The 24,886-nt window shown below is 72.6% G+C and carries 18 protein-coding genes; 15 read left to right on the forward strand and 3 right to left on the reverse strand.

The features are described 5' to 3' along the window. The first annotated feature begins 10 nt into the window (after positions 1-10). From ACFW9Z_RS32730 to ACFW9Z_RS32800, 15 genes are all read left to right on the forward strand, one after another. Positions 11-700: an SDR family oxidoreductase gene (locus ACFW9Z_RS32730; protein ID WP_384646584.1), complete on the forward strand. Its 690-nt coding sequence runs from the start codon at positions 11-13 to the stop codon at positions 698-700. Positions 701-771: 71 nt separating this feature from the next. Then, the gene (locus tag ACFW9Z_RS32735; protein WP_384646586.1) at positions 772-1,800 is read left to right on the forward strand and encodes a methionine synthase; all 1,029 of its coding nucleotides are present in this window, start codon (positions 772-774) and stop codon (positions 1,798-1,800) included. Positions 1,801-1,832: 32 nt separating this feature from the next. Next, on the forward strand, positions 1,833-4,067 hold the full coding sequence (ligA, locus tag ACFW9Z_RS32740) for an NAD-dependent DNA ligase LigA (protein WP_384646589.1): 2,235 nt from the start codon (positions 1,833-1,835) through the stop codon (positions 4,065-4,067). A 596-nt stretch (positions 4,068-4,663) separates the two neighbouring features. After that, positions 4,664-6,826: a putative bifunctional diguanylate cyclase/phosphodiesterase gene (locus ACFW9Z_RS32745; RefSeq protein ID WP_384646592.1), complete on the forward strand. Its 2,163-nt coding sequence runs from the start codon at positions 4,664-4,666 to the stop codon at positions 6,824-6,826. Positions 6,827-7,172: 346 nt separating this feature from the next. Continuing rightward, a complete protein-coding gene (gene gatC / locus ACFW9Z_RS32750) occupies positions 7,173-7,469 on the forward strand; it encodes an Asp-tRNA(Asn)/Glu-tRNA(Gln) amidotransferase subunit GatC (protein WP_015036350.1) in 297 nt (98 codons plus the stop codon). A 5-nt stretch (positions 7,470-7,474) separates the two neighbouring features. After that, complete coding sequence (gene gatA / locus ACFW9Z_RS32755; RefSeq protein WP_384646594.1) at positions 7,475-8,977, forward strand: Asp-tRNA(Asn)/Glu-tRNA(Gln) amidotransferase subunit GatA; 1,503 nt, start codon at positions 7,475-7,477, stop codon at positions 8,975-8,977. Positions 8,978-8,982: 5 nt separating this feature from the next. Beyond that, positions 8,983-9,216 carry a hypothetical protein gene (locus ACFW9Z_RS32760; protein ID WP_018492329.1) on the forward strand — a complete coding sequence of 78 codons (234 nt, stop codon included), beginning with the start codon at positions 8,983-8,985 and terminating at the stop codon, positions 9,214-9,216. 16 nt (positions 9,217-9,232) lie between these two features. Then, positions 9,233-10,741: an Asp-tRNA(Asn)/Glu-tRNA(Gln) amidotransferase subunit GatB gene (gene gatB, locus ACFW9Z_RS32765; RefSeq protein ID WP_384646595.1), complete on the forward strand. Its 1,509-nt coding sequence runs from the start codon at positions 9,233-9,235 to the stop codon at positions 10,739-10,741. 236 nt (positions 10,742-10,977) lie between these two features. Then, a complete protein-coding gene (locus ACFW9Z_RS32770) occupies positions 10,978-12,237 on the forward strand; it encodes an arsenic transporter (protein WP_384646621.1) in 1,260 nt (419 codons plus the stop codon). Between the two features lie 214 nt (positions 12,238-12,451). Continuing rightward, positions 12,452-14,566, forward strand: coding sequence for a phosphocholine-specific phospholipase C (locus tag ACFW9Z_RS32775; protein ID WP_384646597.1), 2,115 nt, complete (start codon positions 12,452-12,454; stop codon positions 14,564-14,566). 192 nt (positions 14,567-14,758) lie between these two features. Further along, on the forward strand, positions 14,759-16,999 hold the full coding sequence (locus ACFW9Z_RS32780; protein WP_384646599.1) for an MMPL family transporter: 2,241 nt from the start codon (positions 14,759-14,761) through the stop codon (positions 16,997-16,999). Further along, entirely contained in the window at positions 16,977-17,546 is a 570-nt protein-coding gene (locus ACFW9Z_RS32785; RefSeq protein ID WP_384646602.1) for a GNAT family N-acetyltransferase, read from the forward strand. Before ACFW9Z_RS32780 ends, ACFW9Z_RS32785 begins: the two co-directional genes overlap by 23 nt. A 72-nt stretch (positions 17,547-17,618) precedes the next feature. Then, complete coding sequence (locus ACFW9Z_RS32790) at positions 17,619-18,359, forward strand: hypothetical protein (protein ID WP_384646604.1); 741 nt, start codon at positions 17,619-17,621, stop codon at positions 18,357-18,359. A 197-nt stretch (positions 18,360-18,556) separates the two neighbouring features. Then, positions 18,557-18,736 carry a hypothetical protein gene (locus tag ACFW9Z_RS32795; protein WP_384646606.1) on the forward strand — a complete coding sequence of 60 codons (180 nt, stop codon included), beginning with the start codon at positions 18,557-18,559 and terminating at the stop codon, positions 18,734-18,736. A 255-nt stretch (positions 18,737-18,991) separates the two neighbouring features. Further along, positions 18,992-22,123 (forward strand): AAA family ATPase, encoded by a 3,132-nt coding sequence (locus tag ACFW9Z_RS32800; RefSeq protein ID WP_384646609.1) that lies wholly within the window; start codon positions 18,992-18,994, stop codon positions 22,121-22,123. A gap of 79 nt (positions 22,124-22,202) precedes the next feature. Here the strand turns inward: ACFW9Z_RS32800 and ACFW9Z_RS32805 are convergent, their stop codons facing one another. The 3 genes from ACFW9Z_RS32805 to ACFW9Z_RS32815 form a co-directional block, all read right to left on the reverse strand. Beyond that, positions 22,203-22,403, reverse strand: coding sequence for a DUF6191 domain-containing protein (locus ACFW9Z_RS32805; protein WP_384646611.1), 201 nt, complete (start codon positions 22,401-22,403; stop codon positions 22,203-22,205). A gap of 53 nt (positions 22,404-22,456) precedes the next feature. Further along, entirely contained in the window at positions 22,457-23,668 is a 1,212-nt protein-coding gene (locus ACFW9Z_RS32810; protein ID WP_384646613.1) for a PQQ-dependent sugar dehydrogenase, read from the reverse strand. A gap of 164 nt (positions 23,669-23,832) precedes the next feature. Beyond that, positions 23,833-24,789, reverse strand: a complete 957-nt coding sequence (locus ACFW9Z_RS32815; protein WP_384646623.1) for an aldo/keto reductase — start codon at positions 24,787-24,789, stop codon at positions 23,833-23,835. Positions 24,790-24,886: the final 97 nt, after the last annotated feature.

A 24,886-nucleotide genomic window follows, 5' to 3' on the forward strand; every position in this document is an offset into this window, starting at 1 on the left:
GGATCGGCCCATGCCTACTCACCTCATCACCGGCGCCGGTTCCGGCATCGGTGCCGCTGTCGCCCGCCGTCTCCTGGAGCGCGGTGACGATCTCGTCCTGCTCGCCCGTGACGCCGGGCGCGCCAAGGAGTTCGCCGACCGCTACCCGGGAGCGCGGACGCTCGTCGGGGACCTCGGCAACCCCGACCGGCTCTCCTGGGCGTTCGGCCAGCAGGCCATGCCCGAGCGGATCGACACCCTGCTGCACATCGCGGGCGTCGTCGAGCTCGGCGAGGTCGGTGAGCTCACCCCCAAGGCCTGGCACTTCCAGCTCAACGCCAACCTGGTCGCCCCCGCCGAGATCACCCGCCTCGTGCTCCCGCAACTGCGCGCCGTCCAGGGCCACGTCCTCTTCGTGAACTCCGGTGCCGGGCTCAACGCCCACGCCGGGTGGAGCGCGTACGCCGCGAGCAAGCACGGCCTCAAGGCGCTCGCCGACTCGCTGCGCCACGAGGAGCACGGCAACGGGGTGCGCGTCACCTCGGTCTACCCCGGGCGCACCGCCAGCCCCATGCAGGCCAAGGTGCACCAGCAGGAGGGCAAGGAGTACGACGCCGCCCGCTGGATCGACCCCGAGTCGGTGGCCACCACGATCCTGATGGCGATCGACCTGCCGCGCGACGCCGAGGTCAACGACCTCACGGTTCGCCCGGGGCGCTGAAGCTCACCGTGTACCCGGGGCGCTGAAGCCCGGTCGCGCGGGTGCCCCACTCGGGACCGTAGGCTTCCCGGGTGAGCGAGAAGAGCAAGTTCAGCGGGTGTCCGGCGACCGGGATCGGGTCGATGCCCGGGGGAGACGCGAGGGAGGCGGCGAAGACCGTCACCGGCTCCTTCGCCGACGGCCAGGGCATGCCGTACCTGGCAGAGCTGCCGGCGCGCGGGCCGGGTGCCGACATGATCGGCCGGACCATCGGCATGCTCGTCGAGATGTACGGACACGTCGAGCCGAGCGGCTGGCGGATCAGCGACCGGCCCGGCCGGGACACCCGCCGCGCCCGCTCCTGGCTCGGGGAGGACCTGGACGCCCTGGAGGAGTTCACCCAGGGGTACGAGGGTCTGCTCAAGGTCCAGGCGGTGGGCCCGTGGACGCTCGCCGCCGCCCTCGAACTGCGCGGCGGCGAGGCCATGCTCGGCGACCCCGGCGCCTGCCGCGACCTGGCCGGGTCGCTGGCCGAGGGGCTGCGCGCCCACCTCGCCGAGGTGCGCCGCCGGATGCCTGGGGCCGAGGTCGTCCTCCAGCTTGACGAGCCCTCCCTGACCGCCGTCCTGCTGGGCCGCATCCGCTCGGCCAGCGGCTACCGCACCTACCGGGCCGTCGACCGCCAGGTCGTCGAGGCGGCCTTGCGCGACGTCCTCGCCGCCGCGGGCGAGGACGGTACGGCGCTCGTCCACTCCTGCGCCCCCGAGGTGCCGTTCGCGCTGCTGCGCCGGGCCGGGGCGGCCGGAATCTCGTTCGACTTCTCCTTGCTCACCGAGCGTGAGGAGGAGGCGATCGGGGAAGCGGTCGAAGGCGGCACCCAGTTGTTCCTGGGCGTGGTGCCCTCGACCGACGCGGCAACAGGGGCATTGTCAGACCCGGGCGGTAGCGTCATGGGGGTCAGGACGCTGTGGAGCAGGCTGGGGCTGAATCCGGGGACTCTCGCCGAGTCCGTCGCGATCACCCCGTCGTGCGGTCTCGCGGGGGCATCGCCCGCGTACGCCCGCACCGCGCTCGCCCACAGCGCCAAGGCGGCGAGGTCGCTCGCGGACAACCCTGAGTGACGGGGACGACGGGTACACAGGAGGACGGGACGATGGCGGGCGAAGAGCGGGTGGAGCAGGAGAGTTCGGTTCCGGCGGGTGTGCGGGAGACGCATGCCCTGCTGGCCGAGCAGATCGAGGAGCACCGCTTCCGTTATTACGTGAAGGACCAGCCGGTCGTCAGCGACGCCGAGTTCGACCGGCTGATGCGCTCCCTGGAGGCCCTGGAGGAGGAGTATCCGCAGCTTCGGACGCCGGACTCCCCGACCCAGAAGGTCGCGGGGCCCTACATCACGGAGTTCACCTCCGTCGAGCACCGCGAGCGCATGCTCTCCCTGGACAACGCCTTCGACGCCGACGACCTGGCCACCTGGGCCGAGCGCGTCGCCAAGGACGTCGGCACGCCCGACCACCACTTCCTGTGCGAGCTCAAGGTGGACGGGCTCGCCGTCAACCTCACCTACGAGCACGGCCGGCTGACCCGGGCGGCGACCCGGGGCGACGGCCGCACCGGCGAGGACATCACGCCCAACGTCCGGACGATCGCGGAGATCCCGCACCGGCTCCAGGGCGAGGACATCCCCGCGCTGGTCGAGATCCGGGGCGAGGTCTTCTTCCCGATGGAGGGCTTCGAGGAGCTGAACGCCCGGCTGGTGGCCGCCGAGGACAAGCCGTTCGCCAACCCGCGCAACGCGGCGGCCGGCTCGCTGCGCCAGAAGGACCCGAAGGTCACCGCCACCCGCCCGCTCCACATGGTGGTCCACGGCATCGGCGCCCACGAGGGCCTGAGCATCGACCGCCTCTCCCAGGCGTACGAGCTCCTCCACTCCTGGGGCCTGCCCACGGCCCAGCACAACAAGGTCGTCGACTCCATCGAAGGCGTACGGGAGTTCATCGCGTACTTCGGCGAGCACCGGCACTCCGTGGAGCACGAGATCGACGGGGTCGTCGTCAAGCTCGACGAGATCCCGCTCCAGGGGCGCCTGGGCTCCACCTCGCGCGCCCCGCGCTGGGCCATCGCCTGGAAGTACGCCCCCGAAGAGGTCAACACCAAGCTGGTCAACATCCGCGTCGGTGTCGGCCGCACCGGCCGCGTCACGCCGTACGCCCAGGTCGAGCCGGTCGAAGTGGCCGGTTCCGAGGTCGAGTTCGCCACCCTCCACAACCAGGAGGTGGTCAAGGCCAAGGGCGTCCTGATCGGCGACACCGTGGTCCTGCGCAAGGCGGGCGATGTCATCCCGGAGATCCTCGGCCCCGTCGTCGATCTGCGCGACGGCACCGAGAAGCCGTTCGAGATGCCGACGCACTGCCCCGAGTGCGGTACGGAGCTGCGCCCGATGAAGGAGGCCGACATCGACCTCCGCTGCCCCAACGCCCGCACCTGTCCGGCCCAGTTGCGCGAGCGGGTCTTCTATCTCGCCGGGCGCAAGAGCCTGGACATCGACCACTTCGGCTATGTGGCCGCCGCCGCCCTCACCCGGCCCCTGGAGCCCGCCGAGCCGGTCCTGAAGGACGAGAGCGGCCTGTTCGACCTCACCATCGAGCAGCTGCTGCCGATCCGGGCGTACGTCCTGGACCAGGACAGCGGGCTGCCCAAGCGCGACCCGAAGACCGGCGAGGAGAAGATCGCCACGGTCTTCGCCAACAAGCAGGGCGAGCCGAAGAAGAACGCGGTCGCCATGCTGGAGGGCATCGCCGCCGCGAAGGACGCGCCGCTGGCCCGCATCCTGACCGGGCTCTCCATCCGGCACGTCGGACCGGTCGCCGCCCAGGAGCTGGCCCGCCAGTTCCGCTCCATCGACCGCATCGACGAGGCCACCGAGCAGGAGCTGGCCGACTCGGACGGTGTCGGCCCCATCATCGCCGCCTCCGTCAAGCAGTGGTTCGCCGAGGACTGGCACCGCGAGATCCTGCGCAAGTGGCGCGAGGCCGGGGTCAGGATGGCCGACGAGGGATCGGACGAGGACGAGGGTCCCCGCCCCCTCGACGGGCTCACCGTCGTTGTCACCGGTACCCTCGCCGCCCACACCCGGGACGGCGCGAAGGAAGCGCTCCAGAAGCTCGGGGCGAAGGTCACCGGATCGGTGTCGAAGAAGACCGCGTTCGTGGTCGTCGGCGACAACCCCGGCTCCAAGTACGACAAGGCCATGCAGCTGAAGGTCCCCGTACTGGACGAGGCAGGCTTCACCGTCCTCCTCGACCAGGGCCCGGACGCCGCCCGGGAGGCGGCCCTGCCCGTACCGGAACCGGAGACGGCACCGGAAGAGCCGGAGGCCGCTCCGGAGTAGGCCGCACGGGCCGGGGGCGCCCCGGAGCCCGTTCCGGGGGTGCTGCGGAGCCCGTTCCGAAGCAAGCAGCCCGCCCCGGAGGCCGTCCCCGACCGGGCAGCCCGCCCCGGACCGCCCCCGACCGGGCAGCCCCGCCCCGGACCGCCCCCGGGTAAACCGTCCAAGCCGCCCACCGCCCACCGCCGGTTGCCGGTTTTCGTCCCCGGCTCGCGCCCGCCCGGCTCCGCCCCGGGCTCCCGCCCCGCCGGTCCGTCCGCCACACCCGGACATCCGCTGTTCGCCGGATCGAGACGACTTCGAGACGATGCCCCGGCGTGGCGCGGCTCCGGCGGGGAAGAAACGGGGCAGAGAGGCCGAGAAAGGTCGGCCGGACCCCGAACGGCCCCACCGTTTCACCCGTTCGGCGCATAGCAGATGGTGACGGGTAGTCGGTTCGCCTTCGGCAAGAGCTGTAGAGCGCTGCCCCTGGATGCCCTTCGCGGCCTACTGTTGAGAGGTAGCACGCCCGCCGCGCACGGCTGCCCGCCCGGGGCCGTGAAGGTCAGAGAGCGGGGGCCACCGAGGGCTTCGGCACCGCCGGCTGTGAGAGGGACGGAATGAAACCGACCGAGAGCGCCGCCCCGGTGTCGCGGCTGCAAGGTTTCGTCGGACTCACCTCCCCCGTGGGCGCCGTCGTCATAGGGATCGCCGCGTTACTACTGGGGGTCGGCTTCTACCGGACGGTGCGGGACGGCCACGCCCTCTTCCCGGACGGTGCCGTGGGCTGGTCGCTCGCCGTGCTCACCGGAATCATCGTCGGCCATCTGGTCGCGCTCGGCCGCGACCGCTGGTGGGGCGGCACCGGCTCCGGCGCCGCCCTCACCCTCGCTGTGCTGCTGCTCTACGGCTGGCTCCCCGCGGGGCTGGTCAGCCTGGTCGTCGTGGTCCTCGTCGGGAGCGCCCGCAGACACCGCTGGTGGCAGGGGCTCCTGCACGGTGCGGTGGACATCCTCGGCATCGCGGCGGCGGCGCTCGTGCTGGCCGCGTTCGGGGTGGTGCCGACCGTGGAGAGTCCCTGGCTGCCACTCGACTGGGGCATCGCCGCCGTACCGGAACTGCTCCTGACGGCGTCCACGTACCTGCTCGTCACCCGGGTCCTGCTGTGGTACGCGAGAGCGCCCCAGAACGGCGGGCTGCCCACCATCGCCCGTACCGCCCTGCTGCGCCAAGGGCTCGTGGCCGTCGCGCTGCTCGGCCTCGCCCCGCTGATCTGTGTCGTCGCGATGTCCATGCCCGTCGTGCTGCCGCTCTTCGCGGTGCCGCTGATCGCCCTGGACTCCACGCTCTGGATCGCCCGCGCCCGCGCCGAGGAGCAGTTGCGGGACCCGCTGACCGGACTGCCCAACCGGCAGTGGCTGCTGGAGCGGACCTGGTCGGCGCTGGAGGACGCCGAGAGCGTGGGCACCAGGTCGGGGCTCGTCCTGATCGACCTGGACCGCTTCCGCGCCGTCAACGACACGCTCGGCCACCTCGCCGGTGACCGGCTGCTGCTCCAGATAGCGGAACGCCTGCGCCTCGCCCTGCCGCCCGGCGCGGAGGCGGCCCGGCTCGGCGGCGACGAGTTCGCCGTACTGCTGCCGCAGGCCGACTCGACCACCAGCGCCCAGCGGGTGGCCCGCCATCTGGTCGCCGAGCTGTCCTCGCCGCTCGACCTGGACGGGCTGATCCTCGTGCTGGAGGCCAGCGCCGGGGTGGCGGTCTACCCGGACCACGCGCTGGACGCCGAGGGGCTGCTGCGCCGCGCGGACGTCGCGATGTACCAGGCCAAGCGCGACCGCACGGGCGTCGAGGTCTACGAGTCGAAGCGGGACAGCAACACCCCCGACCGGCTCGGGCTGCTCGGCGATCTGCGCCGGGCGCTGGACGCGGGCGACGTCGAGCTCCACTACCAGCCCAAGGTCCGCTTCGACGGGCAGGTCGCCGGGCTGGAGGCGCTGGTGCGCTGGGTGCACCCGGAGCGCGGCCGGGTCCCCCCGGACGAGTTCATCGCCATCGCGGAGTCCTCGGGCCTGATGCCGCACCTCACGGAGTACGTCCTGGAGACGGCGCTCGCGCAGGTTGCCCGGTGGCGGGCGCAGGGCCTCTTCGTCCCGGTCGCGGTCAACGTCTCCCCGCGCGATGTGCACACCCCCGGCTTCGCGGGCGGGGTCGCCGCCCGGCTGGCCCGGCACGGCGTCCCGGCCTCGGCGCTCCAGCTGGAGATCACCGAGCATGTGCTGCTTGAGGACCCGCAGCGGGCCGCCGACACCCTGGCCGGGCTGACCGCGCACGGCGTGAAGATGTCCCTGGACGACTTCGGTACGGGGTACTCCTCCCTCGTCCATCTGCGCAGGCTGCCCGTGAGCGAGCTGAAGATCGACCGCTCCTTCGTGGCCCGCCTCGCCCTGGACCACGAGGACGGCGAGATCGTCCGCTGCACGATCGACCTGGCCCACTCCCTCGGCCTGGTCGTCGTCGCCGAGGGCGTCGAGGACGACGAGACCTGGGAGCGGCTGCGGGACCTGCGGTGCGACGCGGTGCAGGGCTGGCTGGTGGCGGCCGCGATGCCGCCCCAGGAGACGACGGCCTGGCTCCGGGCGCGCGGCGAGCACGGCTGGCGCCGCCCCGCCGAACTGGAGGCCCAGGCGGCGGCCGCCGCGGCGGCGAACGGCACACCGGACACGGAACAGCACCCGCACCCGGCCCAGGGCCGCACGGTCTCGGGCCCGGCGACGGCCTGAGCCCGGGGCGTTCCCGTACGGAAGGCTCCGCGCGCAGGTACAGGGGCGGCCCGCGTCTCCGTACGGGATCGGCTCCCCCCTCCTTACGGGATCGGCTCCCGCCCTCCGTACGGGAGCAGCCCCCGTCCCCGTATGGGAGCAGCCCCCGTCTCCGTACGGAAACGGCACCTCCGGCCCCGTACGGAAACGGCACCTCCGGCCCCGTACGGAAACGGCACCTCGGTTCCCGTACGAAACGCCTCCGTAACCACCGAAACGGGTGGGGCGATCGGGGTGGGGTACCCGGCAGCGGGGGACCCCATAGGATTGGGGCCAAAACCACACACCAACCCCTGAGGATCGCTGCATGCCTGGCATCACGCGCGAGGAGGTCGCCCACCTCGCCCGGCTGGCGCGTCTGGAGCTGAAGGGCGAAGAGCTCGATCACTTCGCCGGTCAGCTCGACGACATCATCGGCGCGGTCGCCCGCGTCTCCGAGGTCGCCGACCAAGACGTACCGCCGACCTCCCACCCGCTGCCGCTGACCAACGTCATGCGCGCGGACGAGGTCCGTCCGTCGCTCACCCCCGAGCAGGCGCTCTCCGGCGCCCCGGCCCAGGAGCAGCAGCGTTTCAAGGTGCCGCAGATCCTGGGGGAGGACTAACCGCCATGACGGACAACAGCACCATCATCAAGCTCACCGCGGCCGAGATCGCCGCGAGGATCGCCTCCGGCGAGCTGACCGCCGTCGAGGTCACCGAGGCGCACCTCGCCCGGATCGAGGCCGTCGACGAGAAGGTCCACGCCTTCCTGCACGTCGACCGCGAGGGCGCCCTCGCCCAGGCCCGTGCCGTGGACGCCAAGCGCGAGGCGGGCGAGAAGCTCGGCCCGCTGGCCGGTGTCCCGCTCGCGCTGAAGGACATCTTCACCACCAAGGACATGCCGACCACCGTCGGTTCCAAGATCCTTGAGGGCTGGGTCCCGCCGTACGACGCCACGCTCACGCAGAAGCTGCGCGCCGCCGACGTCGTCATCCTCGGCAAGACCAACATGGACGAGTTCGCCATGGGGTCCTCCACCGAGAACAGCGCCTACGGCCCCACCGGCAACCCGTGGGACCTCACCCGCATCCCCGGCGGCTCCGGCGGCGGCTCCTCCGCCGCCCTCGCCTCCTACGAGGCTCCGCTCGCCATCGGCACGGACACCGGCGGCTCGATCCGCCAGCCCGCGGCCGTCACCGGCACGGTCGGCGTCAAGCCCACCTACGGCGGCGTCTCCCGCTACGGCATGGTCGCCTTCTCGTCCTCCCTGGACCAGGGCGGGCCCTGCGCCCGTACGGTCCTGGACGCGGCGCTGCTCCACGAGGCGATCGCCGGGCACGACCCGCTGGACTCGACCTCCATCGACGCCCCGGTCCCGCCGGTCGTCGAGGCCGCCCGCAACGGCTCCGTACAGGGCATGCGCGTCGGTGTCGTCAAGCAGTTCCGCGGCGAGGGCTACCAGGCGGGCGTCCTTCAGCGCTTCGACGAGTCCGTCGAGCTGCTGAAGTCGCTCGGCGCCGACGTCGTCGAGCTGGACTGCCCGTCCTTCGACCTGGCGCTCTCCGCGTACTACCTGATCGCGCCCTCCGAGTGCTCCTCCAACCTGGCCCGCTTCGACGCTATGCGCTACGGCCTGCGGGTCGGCGACGACGGTACGAAGTCGGCCGAGGAGGTCACCGCCCTCACCCGCGAGGCGGGCTTCGGCGACGAGGTCAAGCGCCGCGTCATCCTGGGGACGTACGCGCTCAGCTCCGGCTACTACGACGCGTACTACGGCTCGGCCCAGAAGGTCCGCACCCTCATCACCCAGGACTTCGAGAAGGCCTTCGAGCAGGTCGACGTGATCGTCTCCCCGACGACCCCGACCACCGCCTTCCCGATCGGCGAGCGCGCCGACGACCCGATGGCGATGTACCTCGCGGACCTGTGCACCATCCCCACCAACCTGGCCGGCAACTCCGCCATGTCGCTCCCCTGCGGACTGGCCCCGGAGGACGGTCTGCCGGTCGGACTGCAGATCATCGCCCCCGCCATGAAGGACGACCGGCTCTACAAGGTCGGCGCGGCCGTCGAGGCCGCCTTCGTGGAAAAGTGGGGGCACCCGCTGCTTGAGGAGGCTCCGTCGCTGTGACTGCCATGGCAAAGAAGGCCAGTAACTTCAAGAAGTCCAAGACCGGGCTGTACGTCTCGCTCGGCAGTACCGCGTTCGGCGCGATCAGCATCGCCAAGCAGGCGAAGCTCGCCCGCCAGGACAACGACGTGCTGCGGCTCGTCGACGCGGCGGTCTCCGCGGCCGCCATCGTCACCGGACTCGCGATCCTCTATCGCGAACTGAAGCGTCTCGGCGACGACGACGTTCTGCTGGGCTGAGAGGGAAAGTTTCACCGTGACTGTCACCGACCTGGTGTCGTACGAGGACGCGCTCGCGTCCTACGACCCCGTCATGGGCCTCGAAGTCCATGTCGAACTCGGCACAAAGACCAAGATGTTCTGCGGCTGCTCCACGGAGCTGAAGCAGGGCGCCAACTCCCAGACCTGTCCGGTCTGTCTCGGACTGCCCGGCGCGCTGCCGGTCGTCAACGAGATCGGTGTGGAGTCGGCCATCAAGATCGGCCTCGCGCTGCACTGCGAGATCGCCGAGTGGTGCCGCTTCGCCCGGAAGAACTACTTCTATCCGGACATGCCGAAGAACTTCCAGACCTCGCAGTACGACGAGCCGATCGCCTTCAACGGCTATCTGGACGTCCAGCTGGAGGACGGCGAGATCTTCCGCGTGGAGATCGAGCGCGCCCACATGGAGGAGGACACCGGCAAGTCGACGCACGTCGGCGGCGCCACCGGCCGTATCCACGGCGCGTCCCACTCCCTGCTCGACTACAACCGGGCCGGCATCCCGCTCATCGAGATCGTCACCAAGCCGATCGAGGGAGCCGGTGCCCGCGCCCCCGAGGTCGCCAAGGCGTACGTCGCCGAGCTCCGCGAGCTGATCAAGGCCCTCGGGGTCTCCGAGGCGCGCATGGAGATGGGCCAGATGCGCTGCGACGTCAACCTGTCGCTGCGCCCCAACGGCACCGAGACGTTCGGTACGCGCTCCGAGACGAAGAACGTGAACTCGCTGCGTTCCGTCGAGCGGGCCGCGCGCTACGAGATCCAGCGCCACGCCGCCGTGCTGTCCTCGGGCGGCACGATCGTGCAGGAGACCCGGCACTTCCACGAGGAGGACGGCTCCACCACGGCCGGCCGCATCAAGGACAACGCCGAGGACTACCGCTACTTCCCCGAGCCGGACCTGGTGCCCGTGGCACCTGCCCGCGACTGGGTCGAGGAGCTCCGCAAGGGCCTCCCCGAGCTGCCCCGGCTGCGGCGCGCCCGGCTCAAGGAGGAGTGGGGTGTCAACGAGCACGACATGCAGTCCATCCTCAACGCGGGCGCGGTCGACCTGATCGTCGCCACGACCGAGGAGGGCGCCCCGTCGGACCAGGCCCGCAAGTGGTGGATGGGCGAGCTGGCCCGTAACGCCAACGAGACCGGCCGCGCCCTGGACGAGCTGCCGATCACCCCGGCGCAGGTCGCCCGGGTGGCCGCGCTCGTCGCCAAGGGCGACCTCAACGACAAGCTGGCCCGCCAGGTCATCGAGGGCGTCCTCGCGGGCGAGGGCGACCCGGACACCGTCGTCGAGCAGCGCGGCCTGAAGGTCGTCTCGGACGAGGGCGCGCTCTCCACGGCCGTGGACGAGGCCATCGCGGGCAACGCGGCCATCGCGGACAAGATCCGCGGCGGCAAGGTCGCGGCGGCGGGCGCGCTCGTCGGTGCGGTCATGAAGGCCACCCGCGGCCAGGCGGACGCGGCGCGCGTGCGCGAGCTGATCCTGGAGAAGCTGGGCGTGGAGGGCTGACCTCCGGCTGAAGCTGAACCCGTCCCTGAAGGGGCGGTGCACCCGCACAAAGCGGGCGCACCGCCCCTTCAGGCGTGCACCACCTCTGCCTGAGAGGCCGTGCACTACCCCTGCCTGAGGGACCGTCCACCACTCCTGCCCGAGGGACCCCGTCCACCACCCCTGCCCGAGGGACCCCGTGCACCACCCCTGCCTGAGAGACCGTCCAACCCCTGCCTAGAGACCACGAGAGCCCCCTGAACACCGTCGCCGCCGAGCTCGTCTCCTTCGCCCTCCTCTTGGGGGTCCTCGCCTTCGCCGTCGTACGCCCACGGGGCCTGCCGGAGGCGACCGTCGCGCTGCCCGCCGCCGGTCTCGTGGTGGGGCTCGGGGCGGTGTCCTGGGCCGAGGCGCGGGAGCAGGTCGGGGAGCTGCTGCCCGTCGTCGGGTTCCTCGCCGCGATCCTGGTGCTGGCCCGGCTCTGCGCCGACGAGGGGCTGTTCCGGGCCGCCGGGGACCTGGTGGCGCGTGCCTGCCGGGGGCAGACCGGGCCGCTGCTCGGCGGGGTCTTCGGTGTCGCCGCCCTCGTCACCGCCGTCCTCAGCCTGGACGCCACCGTGGTTCTGCTGACCCCGGTCGTCCTCGCCACGGCGGCCCGGGTCGGCGCGCGGCCACGCCCGTACGTCTACGCCTGCGCGCACCTCGCCAACTCCGCCTCCCTCCTGCTCCCCGTCTCCAACCTCACCAACCTCCTGGCGTTCACCGCGAGCGGCCTCTCCTTCACCCGGTTCGCCGCGCTGATGGCGCTGCCGTGGCTGGCCGCGATCGCCGTCGAGTACGTGGTGTTCCGCCGCGCGTTCCGGGCCGATCTGGCCGCCGGGGCGCACGCGCCGGATCGCGAGGTCGAGCGCACGCCCGTACCCGTCTTCACGCTCGTCGTGCTGGCGCTGACCCTGGCCGGGTTCGTCGTCACCTCGTTCGCAGGCGCCGAACCGCTGTGGGCGGCGCTGGCGGGGGCGGCGGTGCTGGCCGTACGGGCGCTCGCCAAGCGCGAGACCACGCCCGCCGCCGTCGTCCGTTCGGCCAACCCGCTGTTCTGCCTCTTCGTCCTCGCCCTCGGCGTCGTCGTCAAGGCTGTCATGGACAACGGCCTGGGCGACGGCATGGCCGCCGTCCTGCCCGACGGCGACACGCTCCCCGCGCTCCTCGGCGTCGCCGTGGTCGCGGCGCTGCTGGCGAACCTGATCAACAACCTGCCCGCGATCCTCGCCCTGCTCCCGATCGTCGCGGCGGCCGGGCCGGGGCCACTGCTGGCCGCCCTGATCGGGGTGAACATCGGCCCCAACCTGACGTACGTCGGATCGCTCGCCACCCTCCTGTGGCGCCGCATCCTGCACGCCCACGGCGACGCCCCCGAGCTCGGCCACTTCACCCGGCTGGGACTCGCGACCGTACCGGCGACGCTCCTCGCCTCGACGCTCGCGCTCTGGGCATCGCTGCACCTCATCGGGGTGTGAGGGCCTCCCGGGGGACTCCCGGGGGACTCCCGAGGGCCTCCCCGGGGGATTCCGAGGGCCTCCCCCGGGCGACTCCCGAGGCCCGCCCGTACCGCCTCTTGGACTTCTCGTCCGGCCTCTTGGACGTTCACCACCAGTCCGTACGCAGTCCTTCCCGGCGCCACCTGACCTCACTAGCTTCCCGGCTGTAACCACCGATACACGGGAGGCTCTTTTGACCACGGACATGTCACGGCGGCGGCTCTTCGCCCTCGGCGGGGGCGCGCTCGGCGCCGCTGCGGCCGGATCGTTCCTGCCGCCGTCGCTCCAGGCAGCCATCGCCGCGCAGCCCGCCCACGCGGCGGGGTCCGGAGGGCTCGGGGCCATCAAGCATGTGGTGATCCTCATGCAGGAGAATCGTTCCTTCGACCACTACTTCGGCACCCTGCGCGGCGTACGCGGCTTCGGCGACCGCAACGCCATCGAGCTGCCCACCGGCGGCACCGTCTTCGAGCAGCCGGACGCCTCCGGCACCGCCACCGTGCTGCCCTTCCCGGTGCGCGGCGCTGCCGAGGAGCAGAAAAAGGACCTCCAGTACATCGGCGCCCTCGACCACTCCTGGAACGGCGGCGCGAAGGCCTGGGGCGGCGGCTGGATGAACGGCTGGATCAGCGCCAAGACGGCGGCGACGATGGCGTACTACGACCGCCGGGACATCCCGCTCCACTACGAGCTGGCCGACACGTTCACCGTCTGTGACGCGTACCACTCCTCGATCCACACCTCCACCAGCCCCAACCGCAACCACCTCTGGAGCGGCAAGACCGGCTTCGAGGCGAACGGGAAGCGGGTCGTCGGCAACGACGCGTACAACGAGGGCAGCCACCCCGGCTACGACTGGTCCACCTACGCCGAGCGGCTGGAAAAGGCGGGGCGGAGCTGGCGGACGTACACGGAGTGGGAGAACTTCACCGACAACCAGATCGAGTTCTACGCCACCTTCAAGGCCATCGCCCGAAAGGCGCTCGCCCGGACCGGCGGCCACACGTACATGGAGGCGTTCTACGCCAAGGTCCGCGGCGCCTCCGGGGCCGAGCGGGAGCGGCTGCTCGGCCTGCTGGAGGAGGGCGTCGCCACGCTCACCGAGCAGGAGCGGAGTCTGTTCGAGCGCGGGCTGCGCCGGGTGCCGACCGGGACCCTCGCCGACGCGTTCGCCCAGGACGTGGCGGCCGGGACGCTGCCGGAGGTCTCCTACCTGGTACCCTCCGCCATCGACTCCGAGCACCCGAGCACCTCCTCGCCCGTGCACAGCGCCACCATCGTCTACAAGATCCTGGACGCGCTCGGCAAACACCCGGACGTCTGGCGGCACACCGCCGTACTGATCAACTACGACGAGAACGACGGCTTCTTCGACCACGTACCGCCGCCCGTCGCGCCCCCCCCCGAGGTGGCCGAGGAGCAGTGGGAGGGCCGCCCGACCGGCCTCGGCATCCGGGTGCCGCTGCTCGTCGTCTCGCCGTGGACCGTCGGTGGGTACGTCTGCTCCGAGGTCTTCGACCACACCTCGGTCATCCGTTTCCTGGAGCGCTGGACCGGCGTGCGGGAGCCCAACATCGGCGACTGGCGGCGCCGCGTCACCGGCGACCTCACCTCCGCCTTCGACTTCACCCGGACCCGGCGGCAGCCCGCCGTCCAGGTGCCCGGTGCGATCCCGCCGTTCGGCGGCCGCTGGCAGCCCAGGCCGCCCGCCGACCAGCACCTCCCCGTCCAGGAGCCCGGCGTACGCCCGGCGCGCCCGCTGCCGTACCAGCCGGACGCCCAGGTCAGGCGGGTGGGCGGGGGCGCGCTGCGGGTGGAGCTCGGGAACAGCGGCCGGTCCTCGGCGCACTTCACGCTCTATCCGTACGCCGGTGAGTTCGCGGCCCCGCAGCACAAGGACGTACGCGGCTCGGCGCACTGGACCGTGCCGCTGACGGCGGAGACGTACCGCTTCACGGTCACCGGCCCGAACGGCTTCCGGCGCGAGTTCGCCGGTCCGGCCGGGGGCGGCGCCGAGGTCACCACCCGCGTCGACACCCGGGACCGCGACCTCCACCTCACCCTGCGCAACACCGGCCGCCGCCCCCTGACCTTCCTCGTCCGGCCGCTCGGCTACGCCGACGAGGACGACCTGCGCGACTGGACCCGCCGCGTCACCGTCAAGCCGGGCCGCCGCCGTACGGTCGTGCACTCGGCGGCCGACGCCCACGGCTGGTACGACCTCGCCGTCACGGCCGACGGGGAGGACGGCTTCCGGCGGCGGCTCATGGGGCACATCGAGAACGGCCGGGCGAGCGTCTCCGGCTGACCCGTCCCGTAGTCGGCCTCAGGGTCCGATCCGTCCCGTGTAGGGAGGAGATCAACCCCTGTGACCATGGCCACGAAACGGACAAAGGATCACTTTCTGCTGAGAGAGTGGCGGTCTCAGGTCATGCGACGTTTGCGGGCAGATCACGTTATCTGCGGGTAAAGGTCCACGAACCCGCAGGGAGCTCGTCCGTTGGCTGCCATCGCCCGCTGGTGCGTCAAGCACCGTCTTCTCGCCATCCTCATCTGGCTCGCCGCCCTCGGCGGTACGGCCGCCGCGGCGGGGTTCGCGGGTTCCGCGTACTCCAACGACTACGAGGTGCCCGGTACGGAGTCCGGCCGGGCCACCGAGCTGCTCTCGCGCGGCTTCACCGACCTCGGCGGCGACACCGACACCGTCGTCTGGCACACCACCGGCTCCACGGTCCGGGCCGCCGACGTCGAACAGACGATGACCCGCACCCTCCACGCGATCGACGCCCTGCCCGGCGTCGGCGGGGTCACCGGCCCCTACGGCGCCGAGGGCACGAACCAGATCAGCGAGGACGGCCGCACCGCCTACGCCACGGTCACCTTCGACCGTCCCGCCGACGAGATCCCCGCCTCCCAGGCCCAGGCCCTCGTGGACACCGCGAAGGCCGCCGAGAGCGACGGGCTCCAGGTCGAACTGGGCGGCACCGCCGTCGCCCTCACCGAGGCGCCCTCCGCGCACATCGCCGAGGCCGTCGGCGTCGCCGTCGCGGCCGTGGTCCTTTTCGTCGCCTTCGGCTCGCTCGCCGCCAGCCTGCTGCCCATCGCCACCGCCCTGGTCTCCGTCGGCACCGCCTACGCGGGCATCGTCCTGCTCGGCCATGTGATGACCGTGGCGGACTTCGCCCCGATGCTCGGCATGCTCATCGGGCTCGGCGTCGGCATCGACTACGCCCTGTTCATCGTCACCCGGCACCGCAGAGGGCTCCGGCGCGGGATGCCGGTCGACGAAGCGGCGCGGAACGCCGTCACGACCACCGGGCGCGCGGTCGTCTTCGCCGGGGCGACCGTCTGCATCGCGCTGCTCGGCATGCTGATCCTGCGGCTGAGCTTCCTGAACGGCGTCGCCATCGCCGCCTCCCTCACCGTCGTGCTGACCGTGGCGGCCTCCGTCACCCTGCTGCCCGCCCTGCTCTCCCTCATCGGGATGCGGGCCCTCAGCCGCCGCGAACGCCGGCAGCTCGCCGAGCACGGACCGCGCCCCGACCTGCCCACCGGCTTCGCCGCCCGCTGGTCCGCCTTCGTCGAGCGCCACCCCAAGCTGCTCGGCGGGATCGCGGCCGTCGTCATGGTCGTGCTCGCCCTGCCCGCGCTCGGCCTCCACCTGGGCACCTCCGACCAGGGCAACAACCCGGCCACCGCCACCACCCGGCAGGCGTACGACCTGATCGCCGACGGCTTCGGGCCCGGCGTCAACGGCCCCCTGACCATCGCCGCCCAGCTCGACGGGGCGGACGACCGGCTCGCCCTGGACTCGCTGCCCGAGAAGCTCCGTACCACCGAGGGCGTCTCCTCGGTCAGCCCGGTCACGTACAACAGCGGCGGCGACACCGCCTTCCTCACCGTCGTACCTGACTCCGCGCCCCAGTCGCAGGAGACCAGCGAGCTGGTCGACCGCATCCGGGCGGACGTCCTGCCGCAGGTCCAGGAGACGACGTCCCTGGAGGCGTACGTCGGCGGGGTGACGGCGAGCTACGACGACTTCGCCGAGATCATCGTCGGCAAGCTGCCCCTCTTCGTCGGGGTGGTCATCGGCCTCGGCTGTCTGCTTCTGCTCCTCGCCTTCCGCTCCATCGGCATCCCGGTCAAGGCCGCCGTGATGAACGTGGCCGCCGTCGCCTCCTCCTTCGGCGTCGTCGTCGCCGTCTTCCAGTGGGGCTGGGGGAGTGAGCTGCTGGGCCTCGGCAGCGCCGGGCCCATCGAACCCTTCCTCCCCGTGATCATGGTCTCGGTCCTCTTCGGCCTCTCCATGGACTACCAGGTCTTCCTGGTCGGCCGGATGTACGAGGAGTGGCTGGAGACCGGCGACAACCGGCGCTCGGTCCGGGTCGGCCTCGCCGAGACCAGCCGGGTGATCAACTCCGCCGCCGTGATCATGATCTCCGTCTTCCTGGCCTTCGTGCTCAGCGGCGACCGGGTGATCGCCATGTTCGGCATCGCGCTGGCCACCGCCGTCGCCCTGGACGCCTTCGTCCTGCGCACCCTGCTGGTGCCCGCCCTGATGCACATGCTCGGCGGCGCGAACTGGTGGCTGCCCGGCTGGCTGGACCGCCGGCTGCCCCGGATCAGCATCGAGCCGCCGGACTGCGCGGTGGAGCATGCGAGGATCCCGGGGGCGCGCGTCACGGAAGAGGGCGACGCGTCGGCAAAGGAGGAGCACGATGTTCGCCATATCCCTGGGTGAGGACCTGGACGAGGACCGGGCGGAGCTGCGCCCGCTGGAGGTCTGGCAGGCCGAGGAGTTCCTCGCCCATATGGACCGGGCCCGGGAACTGGTGGACCCGTGGATCCCGTTCGCCTCCTACGCCACCGACCTGGACTCGGCACGCGCCCTGCTCCAGCGGTACGCGGACAAGCAGGCGGCGGACACCGGGCGGCTCTACGGCATCTGGCTGGGGTCCACCCTCGTCGGCGGCGTCCTGTTCCAGACCTTCGACGCGAAGTCGGGCAACTGCGAGATCGGCGTCTGGCTGGAGCCCGCAGCCCAGGGCCGGGGCCTGATCACTCGTGCCGCCGAACGTCTGATCGACTGGGCGGTGTACGAGCGCGGCATGCACCGCGTCGAGTGGGACGCCTCCGCCGCCAACACCCGCTCGATCGCGGTGGCCAAGCGGCTGGGCATGACCCGTGACGGGGTGATCCGGCAGAACTACCCCTACGGGGGCGTCCGCCACGACTCGGAGATCTGGTCCGTGCTCGCCCCGGAATGGCGGGACCGCACCGGGCGCTGAGCCCCGGCCGCGCAGGGGGCCCACCGCCGGGCGTTAAGAGGGCTCTCATCCGGGACCCCTAGCGTGCGGCACATGAACACCACCCCCTCCAAGAGGACCACGCCCGCCGCCGACCCCGCCGAAGCCGTTACGGAGGGCCCCACCGGTACGCCGTCGGTGGCCTCCGGGGACGAAGCTCCGGCGGCCACCGACAAGGCCGGGAGCGACAAGGCCGGGAACGGTGAGACCGGGAACGGCGAGGCTGAGAGCGGCGAGACCGGGAACGGCGCGGCCGGGAACGCCGAAGCAGGGAACGCCGAAGCCGGAAACGGCGAGGTCCGGAACAGCGGCGCCGAGGACGGCGAGATCGACGACAGCGAGGCCGACGTCCACGACCTGGAGCCCGACCCCTTCACCGAGGCGCGCCACGGCGTCGGCGCGGGCGCCGCGGCCGTCGTCTCCGCCGCCCTGGGCATCGTCGCCCTGACCGGCGCCTGGACCGGCCGGGTCGCCGCCGAGCGCGAGACCCTGATCGGCCAGATCCAGACCGCCGGCGGCTCCAGCGCGGCCCAGCAGATCTCCGAGATCTACGGGGACGCCTGGCACACCACCGCCCTGGTGAACGGTGTCTTCGCGCTGCTGGCCCTGCTCGTCGGTGTCTTCGTCCTGGTCCGCCCCGCCTTCGGCGCCCCCGCCGACCGCCCGCAGCCCGGCTGGATCCGGGCCGTCGCGCTGGCCGGTGTCGCCCTGGGCACCCTCGGCGTGCTGATCTCCGTGGGTATGTACTTCGACCTGTTCCTCGCCCTGCCCGTCGCGGGCACCCCGGCGGGCTGACCCCTGAGGCCCCGGTACGGCGAGTAAGGCATCCGGCGCCCGCGCCTAAGGCCCCCGGCCCGGCGCGGATGCGGCACTCGCCCGATGCGGTGGCACCCCCTGGCCCACGAGAGTGGAGGCACAGCGGAGACAGAGCCCCGGCCGACCGGCCGACCGGCTTCCCCGCCGCTGTCGTGACCGTCACCAGGGAGCACCGCATGTACGAGTACGAGCTGTACCGGAGCACCTCCGCCGAGCTCATCAGCCGGGCCGAAGCCGAACGCGAGGTCCGCCGGGCCCGCCTCGACCGCCGGGCTGCCCGCCGCGCCTCCAGGCGCCGAGACCCCGGAGGGCGGGTGAGCGAGGGCAGGCCCGCGGACTTCGCCCGCGCCGCCTGACCGATGGCCGACTCCTTCCCCGCCGCTTCGGCGGCCCCCTCGACCGGGGCCACCGAGGCGGCGGGAGCCGCTGGGGTGTCCGGGGCCGCCGGGGCCACTGGGGCGTCTGGGGCTTCTGGGGCGCTCAGGGCGCCCGGAACCACCAGTGCACCCAGAGCCACCAGTGCACCCAGAGCCCCCAGGACGCCCGGCGCCACCGCCGCATCCAGCTCCGCCGAATCGCCCACGTACCGCCCTGAGACCATGATCACCATCATGGAAACCGGTGCCGTCCGGGCGGGCCCGTATGCGATGCTCCACCCCGTGGAGACCAGGTCAGTCAGCCCCCAGTTCGTCGGACGCGCCGAAGAACTCGGCGTGCTCACCGAGGCGCTCGCCCGTGCCACCGCGGGCGAACCGCAGGCGCTGCTGATCGGCGGCGAGGCGGGCGTCGGCAAGACCCGGCTGGTGGAGGAGTTCTGCGGCCGGGCGCGCCGGCGCGAGGCCGTGGTGGCCGTCGGCGGCTGTGTGGAGATCGGCGCCGAAGGGCTCCCGTACGCCCCCTTCCCCGCAGCCCTGCGCACCCTGCGCCGTACCCTGCCCGAGGAGATGGCCGTCGCCTGCGCCGGACAGGAGGGCGAACTGGCCCGGCTGCTGCCCGAGCTGGGCGAGGCCCACCGGGACGCGACCGACGAGCACAGCACCGCCCGCCTCTTCGAACTCACCGTACGGCTCCTGGAGCGGATCTCCGCCGACCGCCCGGTCGTCCTCGTCCTGGAGGACCTGCACTGGGCGGACGCCTCCACCCGGCACCTCCTCGCCTACCTCTTCCGCACCCTGCGCAGCGGCCGCCTCCTGGTCCTCGGCACCTACCGCGCCGACGACATCCACCGCCGCCACCCCCTGCGCCCGCTCCTCGCCGAGCTGGACCGGCTGCGCACCGTCACCCGCCTCGAACTCGACCGGTTCAGCCACGCCGAGGTCGGCCGCCAGCTGACCGGCATCCTCGCCGTGGCACCCGGCGCGGGCGTGGTCGACGAGATCTTCGACCGCTCCGACGGCAACGCCTTCTTCGTCGAGGAGCTGGCCCGCTCCCTGGAGTGCTGCGGCGACAGCTCCGGCCTCTCCGAATCGCTGCGCGACCTCCTGCTCGTACGGGTCGAAGCGCTCCCCGAGCACGCCCAGCGGGTCGCCCGGGTCGTCGCCGAGGGCGGCTCCCACGTCGAGCACGAACTGCTGGCCGCCGTCGCCGGGCTCTGCGAGGACGACCTCAACGAGGCGCTGCGCGCGGCCGTCGGCGCCAACCTCCTGCAACCCGCCCCCGACAACGACGGCTACCGCTTCCGGCACTCCCTGGTCCGCGAGGCCGTCAGCGACGACCTGCTCCCGGGCGAGCGCACCCGCGTCAACCGCCGGTACGCCGAAGCCCTGGAGGCCGACCCGTCCCTGGTCCGGGACGACGAGCGCGCCACCCGCCTCGCCAGCTACTGGTACGCGGCCCACGACCCGGCCAAGGCACTGCCCGCCGTGCTCCACGCGGCCGTACAGGCCCGGCGCCGCTACGCCTACTCCGAGCAACTGCGGCTCCTGGAGCGGGCGATGGACCTGTGGGACGACGTGCCCGACGCGGTACGCGACACCCTGCGCCCCATCGACTTCGCGGAGGTCTACCCGGCCTCGGGCGACGACCCGGCGAACACCCCGCTGCGCTACCTGGACGTGCTGGCCGAGGCCACCGTCGCCGCCCGCTTCGGCGGTGACCGCAAGCGCGCCCTGGCCATCTCCAAGAAGGCGCTGCGGACTCTGGAGACCGAGGGCGACCCGCTCCGCGCGGCCTGGTTCTGGGTGCAGCGCTCGCGGCTGACGCAGGGGCTCGACCGGGGCGACGGCTGGGAGGAGCTGGCCACCGCGCAGGAGCTGGTGCGCGGACTGCCGCCGTCCGCCGTGCACGCCGACGTCCTGACCAACGTGGCCAGTTGGCGGGCGCTGCACGAGCCGGGCCCGCAGGCGCTGGAGGACAGCGACCGGGCGGTGGAGTACGCCCGGCTCGTCGGCGACGAGTACATCGAGCTGCACGCCCGCCTCACCCGGGGCTGGCTCACGGCCGACGCGGGCGGCGTCGAGGACGGCCTCGCGGAGATGTACGAGGTCCGCGACCGGGCCGAGGAACGGAAGCTGGTCCACCTGGTCGGCCGGGCGAGCATCAACCTGCCCTCCTCCCTCGAAGCGATGGGCCGCTCGCTGGAGGCCGTGGCCGCCGCCGACCACGGCATCGAGGTCTGTCACAACCAGGGCCTGGCCGACTCCGGTTCCTGGGTGTACGCCAACCAGGCGCAGTCCTACTTCTCGCTCGGCCTCTGGGCGCGGAGCGAGGCGGCCGCGGCCTGCGCCGAGCGGCTGGCCCTCTCACCCAGGACCAGGGCCATGGCCGCCGTCCACCGCGCCGAACTGGCCGTGGCCCGTGGGGAGCAGACCGAGGCGGAGGAGCAACTCGCGCTCGCCCTCAAGCACTTCGGGCTGCGCAATCCGCAGCCCCAGCACCAGATCACCCCCGTCCGGCACACCATGCAGCTGGCGGCGGCACAGGGCCGGACCGCCGAGGCGCGGGAAGCCTTCGAGGAGCTGGCCCGCCGGGGCTTCCCGCCCGGCACCCAGCGGTACGCGCTGCCGCTGCTCCAGGCCGCCGCCGCGATCGAGGCCGACGCCCGCGGGCTGCCCGCCACCGAGCCGGGTCGCCCGGCGATGCTGGCCCTGATCCGCCGGCACGCCAAGGGGCTGCCCCTGGTCGTCCCCGTCTGGGCCGCCCACGGGCTGGCGATCGACGCCGAACTGGCCCGGGCGGAGGGCGCCGACACCCCGGACCACTGGGCCCGCGCGGCGGCCGCCTTCGCCCCGCTGTCCCGCCCGTACGAACTGGCTCGGATGCACCACCGCTGGGCCGAGTCCCTGCTCACCGCCCCGGGCGACCGGTCCACCGCGACGGCCCTGCTGCGCCGCGCCCACACCGCCGCCGTACGGCTCGGCGCCCGCCCGCTGGCCGAGGAGACCGAACAACTGGCCGCACGGGCCCGGATCGGCCTGGCGGCCACCGCCCCCGACGAGGAGATCCACCCGGCGGTCCTGGCCGCACCCGCCGACGTAACGACGGACGGGGCCGGGCCACACCCGGCAGAGGAGACCGACCCTGCCATCGCCGCCGTCGAGTCCTTCGGGCTGACCCCGCGCGAGCAGGACGTGCACCGGCTGGTCGCCGCCGGACATACCAACCGGAGGATCGCCGAGGAGCTGTTCATCGCCCCGAAGACCGCGAGCGTGCACGTCTCCAACATCCTGGCCAAGCTCGGCGTCTCCACCCGAGGCGAGGCCGCGGCCCTGGCCCACCGCCTCCGCCTCTACCCGACCCCGTAACCCCGGCTCATCGGCGCCCCGGCAACAGCCGCTCCGGGATCAGAGCTCCAGCGGCCCCTCGCCATCAGCCGCTCCGGCATCAGCGCTCCAGCGGCCCCTCGCCGTCCCCGGCCGGCTCCGCCCCCGGCGCGCGGACGACCACCTTGCCGGAGGTCAGGTCTATCGGCCCCCGGCCCGGATCGCCGGAGGCGACGTCCATCCGGCTCAGCTCCAGCCGCTTCCGCTCGTCGGCCGTGTGCTTGCGCCCCGGGGCGAAGAGCTCCTCGAAGAAATTGAACACGGTCGTGCTCCCTCCGGCATGCTGCGCGGGGTGGTGAGGTCCGGGGCGTCCGGCTACCCCACGTCGACCAGCAGGATCCTGTCGTCCCCCGGCTTCGGCTCCCCCCGGCCGTCCGTATTGCTGGTGACCAGCCAGAGCCGGTCGCCGCCCGCGCTCACCACCGTGCGCAGCCGGCCGTGTTCCTCCTCCAGGAACGCCTGGGGGTCCGCCAAAGGTTCCTTGTCCGCGTCCCCGGAGAGCGGGATGCGCCAGAGCCGTTCGCCGCGCAGGCCCGCCATCCAGATCGAGCCCTCGGCGAACGCGATACCGCTGGGCGAGGCCTCGGAGGTCTTCCACTGGGCGACCGGGTCGATGAACCCGTCCTCGCCCCCCTCGCCCTCCACCTCGGGCCAGCCGTAGTTGCCGCCGGGCTCGATCAGGTTCAGCTCGTCCCAGGTGTTCTGGCCGAACTCGGCCGCCCACAGCCGCTTCTTGTCGTCCCAGGCGAGCCCCTGGACATTGCGGTGCCCGTACGAATACACCACCGAGTCCGCCTCCGGGTTGCCGTGCACCGGCTCCCCGTCCGGGGTCATCCGCAGGATCTTGCCGCCCAGCGACTCCTTGTCCTGCGCGAGCCCGGTGTCCCCGACCTCGCCCGTGCCCGCGTACAGCATCTTGTCCGGGCCGAACGCGATCCGGCCGCCGTTGTGGACGGTGCCCTTGGGGATGCCGCGCAGGATGGTGTCCGGGGCGCCCAGCTGCTGGCCCGCCGGGCGCTTCTCGTCGTACTGCATCCGTACGATCCGGTTGTCGGAGGCGGTCGTGAAGTAGGCGTACACCCACTGGTCCGCGCCGAACGTCGAGGGGACCGCGAGCCCCAGCAGACCGCCCTCGCCCGCGGGGGAGACGCCCGGCACCGAGCCGAGCAGCGTCCGCTTCCCGTTCTCGCCGTCGATCCGGTGGATCGTCCCCTCGTCCCGTGAGGCGACCAGCAGGTCGCCGCCGGGCAGCGCGGTCAGCCCCCAGGGCGACTCCAGCCCCTCGGTCAGCGTCGAGACGACCTTCGCCGAACCCTTGGCGGGCGGCAGGTCCGACGACGCGCTCGGCGCGGGGGAGCCGGAGCTCGGGGAGGCGGTCGGCGAGGCGGTGGTGCCCGTACCGGACGGGTTCTCCTCCCCGCCCGGGGAGCACGCGGCGGACAGGACCAGCGAGGCCGTCGCCAGCGCGGCCACCACCCCCCTGCGCACCACGGGGGACTGAACTGATCCGAACACAGCACCGCGCACTGAACCGATCCTTTCGACAGCTGCCCGACTATGGCTGATATGGCTGACTACCTGTTCCGCACTACCTGTTCCTACCTCGTGCGCGCTCCCGGAGTTCCCCGTGCGGCCCATTGTCCTGCTATCTCGCACTGGGCGCCCGGCTCACGGAGACCCCGGGCCCCCGGTCAGTCCCAGGACCCGCGCGCCCGGGGCAGCGCGGCGATCTCCGCCAGGTCCGCCGCGTCCAGCTCCACCTCGGCGGCGCGCGCGTTCTCCACCGCCCACCGCTCCCGCTTCGTCCCCGGCACCGCCACCACATGCGGCCCCTGCCGGAGCACCCACGCCAGCGCCACCTGGGCCACGCTCGCCCCGCGCCGCTCCGCGATCCGCCGCAGACCGGCCACCACCGGCTGGTTCGCCGCCATCATCTCGGCTGTGAACCGGGGGTGCCGGGCCCGCAGGTCCTCGGGCTCGAAACCCTGCCCCGGCTTCAGCGTCCCGGTCAGATAGCCGCTGCCCAGCGGCATCGCGGCGAGCACCCCCACCCCGCGCGCCGCACACCAGGGCAGCAGCTCCTCCAGGGCCTCGGGCGACCACACCGACAGCTCCGCCTCCACCGCGCTGACCGGGAAGACCTGCTGGACCCGCTCCAACTGCCGGATCGTTCCCGCATGCGGCCCGGCCCCGGACCGGCGCGGGGCACGCGCCCCCACCGCGCAGAGCCCCAGCGAACGCACCTTGCCCGCGCCCACCAGCTCCGCCATCGCGCCCCAGGTCTCCTCCACCGGCACCTCGGGGTCGGCCCGGTGCAGCTGGTAGAGGTCGATCACATCGGTCTGGAGCCGCCGCAGCGAGGCGTCACAGGCCCGCCGTACGTACCCGGGGCGGCCGTTGGCGACGATGTGCTGATCACCCACCAGCAGCCCGCACTTGGTGGAGAGGAACGCCTCGGACCGGCGCCCCTTCAGCGCGCGCCCCACCAGCAGCTCATTGGTGAACGGCCCGTACATGTCCGCGGTGTCGAGCAGCCGGACACCCGCGTCGAGCGCCGCGTGCACCGTACGCACCGAACGGTCACCGCGCTGCTCCGATGCGCTGTAACCCCAGCTCATCGGCATACAGCCCAGACCGACCGCGCCCACGGCGAGCCCCGCCGCCCCGATAGTCCTGCGCTCCAATTCCCCGTACCCCTCCCTGGGACCTCTCGTTCCCGCAGTCACGGGGCCGTACCGCACCCAA

The organism is Streptomyces sp. NPDC059452 (assembly GCF_042750035.1).
Classification (GTDB): domain Bacteria; phylum Actinomycetota; class Actinomycetes; order Streptomycetales; family Streptomycetaceae; genus Streptomyces.